At 70.7% G+C, this 13,804-nt stretch carries 11 protein-coding genes; 4 read left to right on the forward strand and 7 right to left on the reverse strand.

Annotated features, from left to right (window positions below; all coding sequences use genetic code 11):
* Positions 1-150 precede the first annotated feature (150 nt).
* Entirely contained in the window at positions 151-396 is a 246-nt protein-coding gene (locus AMK34_RS01980) for a hypothetical protein (RefSeq protein WP_073842513.1), read from the forward strand.
* An 83-nt stretch (positions 397-479) separates the two neighbouring features.
* On the opposite strand, the gene AMK34_RS01985 is transcribed toward AMK34_RS01980, so the two are convergent.
* Positions 480-1,244 (reverse strand): S1 family peptidase, encoded by a 765-nt coding sequence (locus tag AMK34_RS01985; RefSeq protein WP_073842515.1) that lies wholly within the window; start codon positions 1,242-1,244, stop codon positions 480-482.
* Between the two features lie 95 nt (positions 1,245-1,339).
* Here AMK34_RS01985 and AMK34_RS01990 point away from each other — a divergent pair, with 95 nt between their 5' ends.
* Positions 1,340-2,446: a LysR family transcriptional regulator gene (locus AMK34_RS01990; protein ID WP_143202319.1), complete on the forward strand. Its 1,107-nt coding sequence runs from the start codon at positions 1,340-1,342 to the stop codon at positions 2,444-2,446.
* Here the strand turns inward: AMK34_RS01990 and AMK34_RS01995 are convergent.
* The 4 genes from AMK34_RS01995 to AMK34_RS02010 form a co-directional block, all read right to left on the reverse strand.
* Complete coding sequence (locus tag AMK34_RS01995; RefSeq protein ID WP_241832662.1) at positions 2,327-3,283, reverse strand: LysR family transcriptional regulator; 957 nt, start codon at positions 3,281-3,283, stop codon at positions 2,327-2,329. The two genes, AMK34_RS01990 and AMK34_RS01995, sit on opposite strands and share 120 nt — an antisense overlap.
* A gap of 41 nt (positions 3,284-3,324) precedes the next feature.
* Positions 3,325-3,966, reverse strand: a complete 642-nt coding sequence (locus tag AMK34_RS02000; protein WP_228694536.1) for a sigma-70 family RNA polymerase sigma factor — start codon at positions 3,964-3,966, stop codon at positions 3,325-3,327.
* Entirely contained in the window at positions 3,951-5,288 is a 1,338-nt protein-coding gene (locus AMK34_RS02005) for an alpha-lytic protease prodomain-containing protein (protein ID WP_073842518.1), read from the reverse strand. Before AMK34_RS02005 ends, AMK34_RS02000 begins: the two co-directional genes overlap by 16 nt.
* Before the next feature lie 340 nt (positions 5,289-5,628).
* Positions 5,629-7,200 (reverse strand): tannase/feruloyl esterase family alpha/beta hydrolase, encoded by a 1,572-nt coding sequence (locus AMK34_RS02010; protein WP_073842519.1) that lies wholly within the window; start codon positions 7,198-7,200, stop codon positions 5,629-5,631.
* A gap of 131 nt (positions 7,201-7,331) precedes the next feature.
* Here AMK34_RS02010 and AMK34_RS02015 point away from each other — a divergent pair, with 131 nt between their 5' ends.
* Positions 7,332-10,022, forward strand: a complete 2,691-nt coding sequence (locus AMK34_RS02015) for a helix-turn-helix transcriptional regulator (protein WP_073842521.1) — start codon at positions 7,332-7,334, stop codon at positions 10,020-10,022.
* Positions 10,023-10,084: 62 nt separating this feature from the next.
* Here the strand turns inward: AMK34_RS02015 and AMK34_RS02020 are convergent, their stop codons facing one another.
* Positions 10,085-10,516: an organic hydroperoxide resistance protein gene (locus AMK34_RS02020; RefSeq protein WP_037336829.1), complete on the reverse strand. Its 432-nt coding sequence runs from the start codon at positions 10,514-10,516 to the stop codon at positions 10,085-10,087.
* A 138-nt stretch (positions 10,517-10,654) separates the two neighbouring features.
* Between AMK34_RS02020 and AMK34_RS02025 the strand changes: the two genes are divergently transcribed.
* Positions 10,655-12,205: a BTAD domain-containing putative transcriptional regulator gene (locus AMK34_RS02025; RefSeq protein WP_073842522.1), complete on the forward strand. Its 1,551-nt coding sequence runs from the start codon at positions 10,655-10,657 to the stop codon at positions 12,203-12,205.
* Here AMK34_RS02025 and AMK34_RS02030 read toward each other — a convergent pair whose 3' ends face one another.
* Entirely contained in the window at positions 12,206-13,804 is a 1,599-nt protein-coding gene (locus AMK34_RS02030) for a glycoside hydrolase family 13 protein (RefSeq protein ID WP_073842524.1), read from the reverse strand.

A 13,804-nucleotide genomic window follows, 5' to 3' on the forward strand; every position in this document is an offset into this window, starting at 1 on the left:
AGCTAGGACCGGCCTGCGGACCGCGGCGCCCGTCGGACGACGTCATCGGTGTACGTCACCGTGACACTTTCCGGTGATCGGCAAGTGAACCGGCCGGATCCGGGGAATACGCGGGACATCGACCCGCCAGGGGAAGAAAAGGAGAGAACGATGAAGTCTCGAATCGCCGCTGCGGCGGCCGCTGTCACGTTCTTGGTCTCCGCGGGCGCCGTCACCGCCTCGCCCGCCGCCGCGGACCCGGTGCCCGGCAGCCCGAATCAGTTCTACGCGTCGTGCGCGGTCGACCTCCTGGGCGTCCCGGTGGGTTGCCTGGAAACCGACGAGGTGCACGCGACGCATATCTGTCAGTACGTCGTCACGGCGTTCGGCCTGGGTCTCGACTGCATCCAGCGCTGAACGGGAACCGGGCGGGCGTCCCTGCGACGCGCCCGCCCGGCTCCCCTTCCCGGTGCGGTTCACCGGTCACCGCACCGCGAAGGTCACACCCCGGTGACGGAGGCGATCCATTGCCGATGAGCGACGACATCGGTGTAGATCGTGTCGCCGGTACCGCACGACGGGCTGTTGTGCCCCGCGCGGCTCGTCGCGCCGGCCAGTGCGCCCTGGACGACCAGTGGTCCGCCGGAGTCGCCGTAGCAGGCGGTTTGGTAGTTCGTGCTGTAGACGCACAGTTCCGAGGACCCCTGGATGCCCTGGCAGCGGCTGTCCGGATCGATGCGGGTGTTCAGCTGCTTCAGGTTCGCGGGCGGCCTAGGTTCGCAGCCACGCTGTGGGCAGGTCTGGCCCCAGCCGTACAACGTGACCCCGGTCCCGGCCTCCGGCGAGCTGTCGGCGATCCGGATCGGCGCGTTCTGCACCGGCTGCGAGAGCCGAACCAGCGCGATGTCGTACGGTCCGGCCTGCCCGCTGTAGTACGGATGCTTGATCATGCGCGACGCCGAGGTCAGGACACCGCCGTACTGCCAGGTCTTCGAGCCGATGCGCAGCTGGAGCGTCTGCTGCGGGATGCAGTGCGCCGCCGTCACGACCCACTGCGACGCGATCAGCGAACCACCGCAGCCGTGACTGCCGTTGACCTGGAGCGACGCGATCCACGGGAAGTCGCCGGACGCCTGTCCGCCGCCGACGATGGCCGGGCCGATCTCCGCCGGTTCCCGGGCTGCCACCGGCGACGACACGGCCAGTGCCGCCATGCCCGCGACCAGCGGGATCAGTGCGGCGCGCAGCAGGGTACGCAGTCTCATAAGGAGTCCTCCTCGACGTTGAAGGGGATGTGCGGGAATCACCTTCGCCGTGCCGGGGCTTCCCGAGAACTCCCGGCTTTGTATAGCGTTCGTCTATGGAACTCGGGTTCCGGCAGATGCGGGTGGTCCGCGCCATCGCCGAAACGGGGACGCTGTCCGCCGCGGCGGCCGCCCTCGGCCTGACCCAGCCCACCGTCACCGACAGCCTGCGCCGGGCGGAGCGGGTCGCGGACGGTCCGCTCTTCCACCGGGACCGGCGCGGCGCACGGATCACCCCGCTCGGCGAACTGGTCCTCGCGCACGCCCGCACCGTGCTCGACGAGCTCGACCGGCTCGAATCCGCTTTGGACAGAAAGCGGTACGGCACGTTGCCCGATCCGGTCCGGATCTGCGGGATTCCCGGGCAGCTGGTGGGGAATCTGGCGGTGGCGGTGCCGCGTGTGCTGTCCACCGGAGCGGAGGTGCGCGGCGCGCTGAGCGTGACGGCGGCGCTGGACCTGCTCGCCGACCACCGGCTCGAACTGCTCGTCGTCGTCGACTTCCCCGGCCATGTCCATGATCCGCCACCGGAGGTCGCGCGGGCGACGGTCGCGGTGGAGCCGTTGTTCGTGGCCGTCGCCGAACATCACCCGCTGGCGGGCAGTGCCGAGATCGCGCTGGGGGAGCTGGCCGGCGAACGCTGGTTGAGCGTCGCCGACACCGCGGACCTCTCCGACACGGAATTCACCGGATACCTGGGCGACGTGTGCCGGGCCGCGGGGTTCACCCCGGAGATCCGGACGTTGCCGCCGAGTGTCTGCGCGCAGTTGTGCGAACTGGGTGAAGCGGTCCTGCCCATGGTGCCCGCCGCCCGCCGCAGGAGCGGGATCGAGGTCGTCCCGTTGCGCGGGAACCCGTTGCGCATGACCACCCGGTTGTACTGGAACGAGCGAGGGCCGTTGGTCGGGGACGCCGTCCGTGCGCTGTGGGAAGAACTCGTGCGGGCGCAGCGCACCGTCATGGAGGCCCCGGAACGATACCGGACCTGGCTCGCCGACAATCCACAGTGGACGACCACTGTGGATTCCTTCGAGGAAGCACGCTCAGGTGCCGAGCCAGCCGGGATTGGCCGCCGCCCACTCGGGAAGGCGGTGCCGGATCGCGGCCAGCTCGGTGACCGCGTGCACCAATCCACTTCGGACGGCCTGGACGTCGACCGGTGAACCTTCACGCCACAGCAGAAGATGCCGCGTCCTCAGCGGAACACCCCGCAGGGCCAGCACGGAGCCGGGCATCGTGGAACCGGAGTCGAGGGACTGGGCCAGCGCCACCGCGCGAGGATCACGCCGGACGGTCTGCCGCAGCACCATCGGTTCCAGCTCCTGCACGGTGATCGCGCCGAGCCCCGCCCGGGCGCACTGATCGGTCAGGTGATCGTGGAACTCGTCGTCCCCGCCCGCGACCGCGAGCCAGGTCGAGCCGTCGAGTTCCGCCAACGACACCTCACCGCGTCCGGCGACGGGATGGTCCGGGGACACGATCACGAACACCGGCTCCGTCCCGACGGGAAGCATGTGGACACCGCCGGGCGGGACGATCTCCTGCCCTGGATGGTCCACGTACAGCGCCAGTTCCACCGTGCCGTCGAGAAGTGCGGAGAACAATGCCTTCCGGCTGGTCACCGCCAGCAGTTCGACCGGGCGGCCGGGCGCGGCCGCGGCGACCACGCCGCTCAACGTCTCGGCGAAGACCGTCGGGAGCGCCCCGATCCGGAGCAGCCCTTCCGACGGCGCGGTGTGGAACCGGCGGATCGCCAGTTCGAGGTCGTCCGCCGCGGCCAGCACGCGCCGCGCGTGGTTCAGCAGCACCTCACCCAGCGCGGTGGGCCGCACGCCGTGCCGGTCGCGTTCGAAGACCGTCCGTTCCAGCGCCCTCTCGACCCGATGCAACTGCGCGCTCAGCGCGGGCTGGGAAAGCCCGAGCGAGGTGGCGGCCTTCGCGATGCTGCCGGCCGACGCGATCGCGTCGAGGAGGCGCAGATGTCGGACATCGATTTCCACCGGCCAAGTATGGCCGTCCCCGGGACCGATGAGGGGGCTGATCACAGGTCGTCCTCGCTGATGATCGTGCGGAGTTTGTGCAGGGCGCGATGCTGGTTGACCCGGACCAGACCGGGGCTCACCCGAAGCACCGCCCCCGTTTCGGGCGACGTCATCCCGACCGTGATCCGCAACCGGAGGATCTCCTGCTGGATACCGGGAAGGGTGCTCATCAGCCGCCTCAACCGGTCGTGGCCGTCGGCGGCGATGGCCAGCCGCTCGGGTTCGTCGGTCTCGGGTGTCGCGCGTTCGGGCGGATCGGGGGTGGGTTCCGATCGGTCCCGGGCGCGCCGCCGGAAGGCAGCGGCGACCTTCCGGGCGGCGATCCCGAGGACGGCGGCGAGGAAGGAGCCGCCGGTCGTCTTCGCGGTGGGCAGCGCGGTGAGCACGGCGAGGCAGGTCTCCTGCGCGACGTCCTCGGCGGCGATCTCCCGCGCGTCCGTCCCGTCCATCCTGTTCCGGCAGTAGTCCGCGACCACCGGCTGGACGATGCTCATGAGCTCGTTCGTCGCCGCGGGGTCACCGCGGCGGGCGCGAGGGACGAGGGATTCGAGATCCGCCGCCCGCGCGTCGTCGTCAAGGGGAGGAGCCGCCCCCGGCGAGGTCGGGTCGCCGGGGGCGGTCCAGGTCAGGCGAGTTCCCAAAGCGCGGGCACGTTCGGCGGTTCCCAGCCGGGCAAGGAGGTGTGCGGCTGGATGACCCGGTAGTTGCTGCCGCCGTAGCTGGCGGTCGCGCCGGAGCCGTAGTACGTGTACGGCGCCCAGGTGCCGCCCGGCGGGTTCGACGTCGTCGGGCTGGTCGGGGTGGTGGGCGTGGTGGTGGTGCTGGACGGCGGGTTGCCGGTGACCATCAGCCGCAGGTTGTAGACGCTCAGGATCTCCGAGATCGGCTGGAAGTAGATGGTGCCGCCGGAGGTGCAGTTGCCGGAGCCACCGGAGGTGACGCCCTGCGCCTGGTCGCCGGTGATCCACGAACCGCCGGAGTCGCCGGGCTCGGCGCAGACGTTGGTCCGGGTCAGGCCGGTGATGGTGCCCTCGGGGTAGGTGACCGAGGTGTTCTTCTGCAGGATGGTGCCGCAGTGCCAGCCCGTGGTGGAGCCGGAACGGCAGACCGAGGAGTTGACCGCGGCCTCGGTCGAACCCGCCACCGGCACGGTGCCCGGGTAGCGGTTCACCAGCGCGCGCGGGGTGTTGCCGGCGTCGGCGCGGACCCAGGCGTAGTCGTTGCCGGGGAAGCTGGAGCCGGCGACGGTCCCGCTCGGGTTCGAGGTGCGGGTGCCGGTGGTGCCGCAGTGTCCGGCGGTGACGAAGCCGCCCTCGACCGGGAAGCCGATGGAGCAGCGGCCCGAGCCGAAGGTGTAGGCGTTGCCGCCGATGATGTCGATCAGTGCCCGCGGCTTCTCGGCGCTGGCCTCGATCCGGACCACATCGGACGGAACACCGGACTCGGCGGCCCACGACTTCGCGGCGGCCTCGCCACCGGCGTTGGCGAGCACGACGATCGAGTTGGTGGTGACGTCGGTGTACCAGCCGGGCACGGTCTTCGGTGCCTTGGTGGACTTCGCGTCCAGCCGCAGTTTCGCGGCGTCGAGGTCGGAGGCGCTGCGAGCGACCGTCTTCGGCGTCGCGCCCGCGGCACGCACCAGGTCGGCCTGGGCGGCGTCGGTGACGGCCACGGTGAGCGTGGTCCCGGTGGAGTCCAGCCACGATCCGGCGTACGACGTGCCGAGCTGCTTCTTCAGCGTGTTGTCGGCGACCGCGGCACGCTGCTCGCTCGCGAGCCGGAGTTTGGCCTGTTCGGGGCTGATCTTCAGGTCGCGGGACATCGCGGCCAGCATTTCGGACTGGGCCTGGTCGCCGGCGGTGGCTTGTTGACCGGCGCTCGCGCTGGGGGTCAGGGCGATGGCGGTGACCAAGCCTGCCCCGGTTATGGCCGCTGCGGTCGCGGCTAAGATCTTTCTGTTCATTTCAACGCTTTCCTCGAAACGGCGGGGGAGGGGGATTCGTCCCCGACCGTACGAGGCGTATCACTCGACTGGTACATACCATTTGGGTCATATCGCCCGGCTGTGGCGCGGGGCGATATGGCGAGGTTCCGTGCTGATCCGGCCGCCGATTCCGTTGCGGTACAACGGTTTCGCCGTCTTCGGAAGAAGTGGTGCGCAGCCGCGCGAGATGCGCCGTCGCGGTGTCCACTGTCGTCAATACCGTACTTTTGAGGGGTAAGGCAAAGAGTTCTCACAGAGTGAGGAAGTGCCCGTCGTGCCGGAGGGGGCGCCGGCACGACGGGCACGGGTCTGGCGGACCTCAGCGGACGGTGCAGCGGTAGCTCGACGCCATCGCGGGATCACCGTGGCCGCGGTACCGCGAAACCTGCGGATACGGGCAAAGATCGCGGGTCTTGCCGCCGTTCGCCGCGGGCAGGGTCGCCGGTGCCTTGCCGTGTTCGACCCAGTCGACGAGCGCGCCCAGCGCGTTCGTCGGCGTTGCGCCCGCGCCGCCGCCGCAATGCGCGACACCCGGCGCGAGGAACAGCCGGTAGAAGTCGTTGACGCGCTTCGAACCGCCCAGTTCGCGCTCCACCTCGTGGCGATACCGCAGCGTGCCGCCCGGCGGGATGAGCTGGTCGTCGGTGCCGACGAAGGTGATCAGCTTGCCGCCCGCCCGGCGGAAGTCCGACAGGTCCGGGTCGGAGGTCCCGATGACGTCGTCGTATTCCCGCACCGACTGGCGGAGCAAATCGGCGAACTGGCGATAGGTGAGCTTCTCGGTGTCGAACCCGGGCTGCTTCTTCAGGAACGTCTGCACCCAGCCCACCGCGACCGGGAAGCCCGGAGCCGTCGTCACCGGGCCGAAATCCGCTCCCTTGGGCAGACCCGCCCAGAGCCGTCGTCCGTGCTCGTCGGTCGGCCCGGCCCAGATCTTGCGTACGACTTCGGCGTCCGCCGCGGTGACGGTGACCTCCTTGTCGCCGCAGAGCACCTTCGTGCCGATGAGGGACCGTGGATCGTAACCGCATTCGTCCGGCCGGTCGACTATGCCGTTCGTGACCCCGTCGCTGCCGTCGCAGGCCTTGATCGCGGCCTGCTGGAAGGCGGTGAAGACGCAGGTCGCCGGGTAGGTCTTCTCCTGGTTGAGCACGACTCGCGGCCAGAGCGTCGCGACCGCGAACTCGGCCCAGTGCACGGCGGGCGCGTTCGCCAGGACACCGTCGAAGTCGTCCGGATACCGCTGCGCTTCGGAGTAGCCCTGACGACCGCCCGTCGAGCAGCCGTTCCAGTACGAGTAGGCGACTTCCCGCTGGTAGAACTTCTGCGTCACGTCCTTCCCGACGAGGGCGGCCTCGTGCACGGACCGGGTCGCGAAGTTCGTCACGAGAGGCCTGTTGATCTCGCCGCGGGAGGTGAGCGCCCAGGACGTGTCGAGGAAGGTCAGGGGGACGCCGGCGTCAGTGGTCACGCCGCTGAAGCCGTCCTTGACCGCTTGGACGAGCGGGGCGCCGAAGTCACCGGCGGTGTACGCGCTGCCGCCGACCGCCTGAAGCCTGCCGGTCCACCCGGTCTGCGGCAGGGTGACGGCGACCTTGACGTGGTCACCCGCCGTGCCGTGGGTCAGGGTGACGGTGATTTCGCAGTACGCGGGCACGTCGGTGATCGTGGCGGGGGCCGTGAACGGGGTGGGCGGGAACGTGACGGTCCCGCCGGGCTTCTGCGCCGCCTGGACGGACTCGATCCGCGCCCCGTCCGGCGCCGCGACGGGGACCGCCGCGCACGACGCCGCCGCCGCTTGGGCGGGCGCCGTCTGGGTGACCGAGGTCAGCACCAGCGGCAGCAGGGCGGCCAGCGGTGCCGCCGCCAGGAACAACTTCTTGCGTCTCATCACTTTCCCGAAGCTAGGCCGATCGTGTTGACACGCCGTCTACATCCTGTGGACGCCGCCGGTCCTAACCGGACCGTTTGGGTATCGTCGGACGGGCGGCCGCCCATGGCCGACGGGAGGAATGCCGCACCATGCCGCTTTTCGGACGGGAAGCCGAGCTGAAGGACCTGACCGAACTCGTCGACGGTCCTGCCGCGGGCTGCTGCGGCGTGCTCATCGAGGGCGAACCGGGCGTCGGGAAGTCCGCGCTCGTCGCGGAGGCCGTGGCCGCGGCGACGCTCGGGGGCCTGCGGGTTCTGCGCGCGACCGGCGTCGAGGCCGAACGGAACTTCGCGTACGCCGCGCTGCATCAGCTTCTCCATCCGGTCCGGGCGGGCGCCGACCTGCTGCCCGCGCCGCAGCGTTCCGCGCTGTGGGCGGCGCTCGGGCTGGCCGAAGGGGCGGAGCCGAACGCGTACCTGGTCGGGCTCGCCGCGCTGACGCTGCTTTCGGAGGAGGCGGCGGCCAAACCGTTGCTGATCGTCGCCGAAGACATCCAGTGGATGGACCGCGAGAGCGCCGACGTGCTCGCGTTCGTGGCCAGGCGGATCGAGACAGAACCGATCGTCCTGATCGCGACCGTCCGGGATGGGGAGCCGTCGCCGCTGCGCGACGCGGGACTGTCCTCAATGGACCTGGACCGCCTTCCCGAAGAGGTGGCCGCCGAGCTGCTCGACTCCGTCGCCCCCGGGATCACCTCGACGGTCCGTTCCCGGATCCTCGCCGAAGCCGGCGGCAATCCGCTGGCCCTGACCGAGTTGCCGTCGGCCGTCACCGACACCTCGGATCCCGTGCTGCCCCTGACCGAGCGGCTCGAGCGCACGTTCGGGGCCCGGTTCACCGCCCTGCCGGAACCGGCCCGCACGACCTTGCTGGTCGCCGCGCTCAACGAAACCGGCTCGCTCACCGACACCCTCGCGGCGGCGTCGACGCTGCTGGGTGAGGACGTCGAGCCGTCGGGGCTGGAAGCGGCCGCCGAAGCCCGGCTGATCGACCTCGAAGCCAGGACGGTGTCGTTCCGGCATCCGTTGATGCGTTCGGCCATTCCCGCTTCGGTGCCGACCGAGGAACGCCGACGCGCGCACTTGAGCCTCGCCGAGATCTTCCGCGGACAGCCGGATCGCGCCGCCTGGCATTGGGCGGCGGCCGCGACCGGCGCCGACGAGAACGTGGCACGGGAACTGGAGAACGCCGCCGACCGCGCCCGGCATCGCGGTGGTGTGACGGCCGCCGTCGCCGCGTTGGAGCAGGCGGCGTCGCTGAGCCTCGGTCCGGAGCGCCGGGCGGACCGGTTGCTGCGCGCGGCCGAACTGGCCGTCGAATCGGGCGGTCGTGAGACGGCGGAACGGCTCGTCCGCGACGCACGCGCGGGAGAGCTCACGTCACGGCAACGGGCGACGGCGAGCTGGCTGCTCAGCGGGTTCGAGGACGGCGCTCGCGAGGACCTTTCACGGATCGCGGAACTGGCGCGGCTGGCCGAGTCGATCGCCGAGGACGGGTACCCGGATCCGGCGATGCGCGTTCTGTGGGGTGCCGCCATGCGGTGTTTCTGGGCCGAACCCGGTGCGGACACGCGGCGGGCGCTGCTGGCCGTCGCGGACCGGCTCCCGGTGGAGAACTCGGATCCGCGGCTGGTCGCCGTCGCCGCGTACGTGGCGCCGTTCGACCGGGCCGAAGCCGTGCTCGGCGAGCTGCGCGGACTCGCCGCCGCCACCGGTGCCGATCCCGAGGTCGACCGCTTTCTCGGCAGCGCGTCACTGCAGGTCGGCGCGGTCGATCTGGCCGCGCGGTTCTCCGCGGCGGCGGCTCCGGGGCTGCGGGCGCAAGGCAGGCTCGGGCTGTTGCCTCGTGCCTTGGCGGTCCAGGCATGGAGCCGGGTCCGGCTCGGTGACCTCGCCGGAGCGGTGCCTGCCGCGGCGGAGGCGGCCAAATTCGCCAAGGAGACCGGGCAGCCGTTCATGTACGGGCTCGCCACCGCGGTCCAGGCCGAGATCGCCGCGCTGCGGGGTGAGCACAAACAGGCCAAGACGCTGGCCGACGAGGCCGAACGGACCGCGCTCGCCGCCGGTGCCCGGCCGGTACTGGCGACCGTGCGACTCGCCAGGGGGATCGCCGCGTCGAGCGAAGGCCGCTTCGACGACGCGTTCACCGATCTGCGGCGTCTCTTCGACCCCGCCGATCCCGCCTTCCAGCTGGCGCTGCGCGTCTACTTCGTCGCGGAACTCACCGAGGTCGCGGTCCGGGCGGGACAGGTCGAGGCGCTGCGCGAGATCGTCGCGGAGATGGAGCGGCTCGCCGTGACGACTCCCGCGCCCGCTTTGCACATCGGCCTGCGGTACGCCCGCGCCGTGCTCGAACCGAGCGACGAACTGTTCGAGACCGCGCTGGGGGCGGAGCTCGACGGCTGGCCGGCCGAACGCGGGCGGCTGCACTTGGCGTACGGCGAATGGCTGCGGCGGCAACGGCGCGCGGTGGACTCGCGGGCGCATCTGCGCACCGCGCGGGAGACGTTCGACGCGCTCGGCATGACCGCGTGGGCCGAGCGGGCGCGCCGTGAGCTGCGGAGCGCGGGGGAGTCGAGCCCCAATCGCGGCCCCGACGCGCGGGAGAAGCTGACCCCGCACGAGCTGAGCATCGTGCAACTGGCCGCCGAAGGCCTGACGAACCGGGAGATCGGGCAGCGGCTCTACCTCTCGCACCGGACGGTCGGCACGCATCTGCACCGGATCTTCCCGAAGCTGGGGGTGACTTCGCGGGCGGAGCTCAAGGGCGTCGTGTCATGAAAGGGCCGTTCAGGACGAAAAACGTCCTGAACGACCCTTTCATGACATCCGGGGACCGCGGCTCACGCGACGGTGGCGTCCAGCGTGACCTCGACGTTCCCACGCGTCGCCTTGGAGTACGGGCACACCTGGTGCGCGCCCTGGACCAGTTCGTCGGCGGTGGCCTGGTCGATGCCGGTGGCCTCCAGATGCAGCGCGGCGCTCAGGTGGAACTCGCCCGCGTCGGTGTCGTGGTGCAGCGTCACCTCGGCGACGACCGCGAGGTCTTCCAGCTTCACCTTCTTGACGCCCGCGACGCGGCGGACGGCGCCGACGAAGCAGGACGCCCAGCCCGCGGCGAACAACTGCTCGGGGTTCGTGCCGTCGCCGGAGCCGCCGAAGGCCTTCGGGACGGCGAGGCCGACGTCGAGCACGCCGTCGTCGGAGGTCGCGCGGCCGCCGTTGCGGCCTTCCGCGGTCGAAGTGGCGACGGCGGTGTACGTGGTTTCAGACATGCCGCAACCGTAGGAATCCGGCCCTGACCTCGGCGACCGTCGGATGACGTCATTCCTGTACGTCATGGTGGACGACGTACGCCGACGACGTCGTCCGACGGTTGCCGCCGCGACCAGGACCCGCCTACCTTTCCGCTCATGCCCCCTCTGCCACAGGAAGTCCGGTACCGCTTCACCGTGCTCGGCCCGCCGGGATTCACCAGTGGCGGCACCCGGCTGGACCTCGGCTCGCCCCAGCAGCAGGCGGTGCTGACGCTGCTGCTGGCCAACGCGGGCAGTTTCGTCCGGACCGGCGAGCTGATCGACGGCCTCTGGGGCGAGCGGGCGCCCGCGACCGGCGAGGCCGTCATCCGGACCTACATCTCCCGCCTCCGGCGGCTGCTCTCCTTGCAGGGACTGGGCTCGGCGATCGTCTCGCGCTCCGGCGGCTACCGGCTGGATCCGGATCGCTTCGAGGTGGACGCGGTCGAGTTCGCCGGGCTGATCGAAAGCGCGCGTCAAGCGCACACCGCGGAGACGGCGGCGAAACTGCTGGAGCGGGCGCTCGGGCTGTGGACCGGAACCGCGCTGGCCGGCGTCCCAGGCGAAGCGGCCGAACACGAGCGTGCGCGTCTGGAACGGCTGAAACTGACCGCAACCCAGGAACTGCTCAGGCTGCGCCTCGAACTCGGGGAGCACGACGAGGTGGTGGCCGAAGTGCCGGCGCTGATCGAGCGCAATCGGCTCGAAGAACCGCTGTACGAGATCTATCTCCTGGCCCTCCATCGGGGCGGGCGCCGCGCCGAGGCGCTGGAGCTCTATCGGGCGATCCACGACCTGTTCGACGCGGAACTCGGGGTCCGTCCGGGCCCGAAACTGCGGGCACTGCACGAGAAGGTGCTTCGTGCCGAGGACGAGCAGACACCCTCATTCCGCGAACCGGACCCGCTGTTCGTCGGACGTGCACGCGAACGTGCGGAATTCCGGCGGCTGCTCGCACGAGGCGGAGTGCTGTTCCTCACCGGCGCCCCCGGAATCGGGAAGTCGACCCTGCTCCGGAAATTCGCCGACGACGCGGCGGCCATGGGCAGACCCGTGCGGCTCTTCGACGGCCTCGACGATCCGGCGGCGGTCCTGCGACGCCTGCCCGGAGACGTCACGGTCGTGATCGCGGGCCGGACCGGCCCGGACGCCACCCTGCTGGTCGATCCGGCGTGGTCGGGCCGGATCACGATCCGGAAGCTCGAACCCTTGAGTGACAACGAGTCCGCTGCGCTGCTCGAAGCGCGCGGCGTCGAACCGAATCTTCGGCAGTCCATTGTGGACTTCGCCGCGGGTAACCCGTTCGCGCTCTCCCTGGCCGCCGAAGTCAGCAGGTCACCGCGATCGGACGCGGCACGCTACGTGGTGGACACCGTCTACGCCCAGCTGGCCGGGGATCCGCCGACGGAGGCGCATCGCTGGGCGTTGTACGTGTGCGCGCAAGCGGAGCACACCACCGAAGACCTCCTCCGGTCCGTGCTGCCGGGAGGACGGTCTTCGGAGCTGTTCGACTGGCTCCGCGACCACCCCTGTGTCGAGGCCGCCACCCACGGCCTCGTCCTCGGCGGTGTGCTCCGCGAGGTGCTCGACAGGCACCTCCGGTGGCGTGACCCGGCGGGCCGCGCACGGATACGCGGCCGGATCAGCCGGGTCACGACCGGCCGGTGATCAGGTGCGCAGCCACACCGCCGTGTCCGTCGGGAGCTCTCCGTCGACCGGGCCGCTGACCAGGAGCACCTCGCGATGCGGCGGCAGCGGCACGGGCTTGTCCGAGAAGTTCAGCACGAAGGTGAAGCCCGGTTCCCGGGTGAACGCGAGCACGCCGTCGCCCAGCTCCAGCCATTCCAGCTGACCGGGGCCGAGCGCGGGAAGTTCGTCCCGCAGGCGCAACCCGGAGCGGTAGAGCCGGAGCATCGACGCAGGTTCGGCTGCCTGCGCCTCCGCCGTGTGGGAATGCCATTCCTCAGGCTGGGGCAGCCACGTCCCGCCCGTGCCGAAACCGAACGGCGGCGTGTCACCGGACCAGGGGAGCGGGACGCGGCAACCGTCACGGCCGGGGTCGGCGCCGTTCGTCCGGGCCCACACCGGATCCTGCCGGAGTTCGCCCGGGATGTCCTCGATCTCCCACAGGCCGAGCTCTTCCCCTTGGTAGACATAGAGACCACCGGGCAGCGCCATGGTCAGCAACGCCGCCGCCCGTGCCCGGCGGGTCCCGAGTTCGCGATCCACGGGGGTGCCGTGCAGCCGGTCCGCGAACGCGAAACCGGTGTCGCCCTCGCGGCCGTACCGCGTCACGTGCCGGGTGACGTCGTGGTTCGACAGCACCCACGCCGCGGGCGCGCCGACCTCCTCGTGCGCCGCCAGTGTCCGCCCGATGACATCTCTGAACCGGGCGAAATCCCAGGGGCACACCAGGAAATCGAAGTTGAACGCCGCGTGCAGTTCGTCGCGGCGCAGGTATCGCGCGGCGCGGGACATGTCCGGCAGCCACATCTCGCCGACCAGCACCCGGTCACCCGGGTAGCTGTCGGCGATCTTGCGCCACGACCGGTAGATCTCGTGCAGCCCTTCCTGATCGGAGAACGGCGTCTCGTCGCCCGGATCGACGTCGGGCAGCCGCGGGTCCTTCACCAGCCCGTCGGCGACGTCGATGCGGAACCCGTCGACCCCGCGGTCGAACCAGAACCGCAGCACGTCCTCGAAATCAGCGCGGATCTCCTGGTTGTCCCAGTTGAAATCGGGCTGGCGCGAGCTGTACAGATGCAGGTACCACTCGCCGTCCGGGACCCGCGTCCAGGCGGAGCCGCCGAAACGCGACTTCCAGTTGTTCGGCGGCTCCGAGCCGTCCGGCCCGCGGCCCGGCCGGAACCAGAACCGTTGCCGCTCCGACGATCCCGGCTCGGCGGCGAGTGCTTCGGCGAACCAGCGGTGCTCGTCGGAGCAGTGGTTCGGCACGATGTCGATGATCACGCGGATCCCCCTGGCATGGGCCGCGGCGATGAGTTCCTCCGCTTCGGCGAGGGTGCCGAAAAGCGGGTCGATCTCCCGGAAGTCGGCGACGTCGTAGCCGCCGTCGTCCATCGGCGACGGATACCACGGGGTGAACCAGATCGCGTCGATCCCCAGTTCGGCGAGGTAGTCCAGGCGCGCGCGGACACCGGCGAGATCGCCGACGCCGTCACCGTTCCCGTCCGCGAAACTGCGGAGGTAGACCTGGTAGATCGCCGCGCTCCGCCACCATCCGGCGGACTGCCCTGATGCGGTCAC

Source organism: Amycolatopsis sp. CB00013, assembly GCF_001905755.1.
GTDB classification, from domain to species: domain Bacteria; phylum Actinomycetota; class Actinomycetes; order Mycobacteriales; family Pseudonocardiaceae; genus Amycolatopsis; species Amycolatopsis japonica.

Bases quoted from the DNA above. Each gene is read 5' to 3' on its own strand.
- AMK34_RS01980 (WP_073842513.1), top strand. From the start codon at position 151: ATGAAGTCTCGAATCGCCGCTGCGGCGGCCGCTGTCACGTTCTTGGTC.
- AMK34_RS01985 (WP_073842515.1), bottom strand. From the start codon at position 1,244: ATGAGACTGCGTACCCTGCTGCGCGCCGCACTGATCCCGCTGGTCGCG.
- AMK34_RS01990 (WP_143202319.1), top strand. From the start codon at position 1,340: ATGGAACTCGGGTTCCGGCAGATGCGGGTGGTCCGCGCCATCGCCGAA.
- AMK34_RS02005 (WP_073842518.1), bottom strand. From the start codon at position 5,288: ATGAACAGAAAGATCTTAGCCGCGACCGCAGCGGCCATAACCGGGGCA.
- AMK34_RS02010 (WP_073842519.1), bottom strand. From the start codon at position 7,200: ATGAGACGCAAGAAGTTGTTCCTGGCGGCGGCACCGCTGGCCGCCCTG.
- AMK34_RS02015 (WP_073842521.1), top strand. From the start codon at position 7,332: ATGCCGCTTTTCGGACGGGAAGCCGAGCTGAAGGACCTGACCGAACTC.
- AMK34_RS02020 (WP_037336829.1), bottom strand. From the start codon at position 10,516: ATGTCTGAAACCACGTACACCGCCGTCGCCACTTCGACCGCGGAAGGC.
- AMK34_RS02025 (WP_073842522.1), top strand. From the start codon at position 10,655: ATGCCCCCTCTGCCACAGGAAGTCCGGTACCGCTTCACCGTGCTCGGC.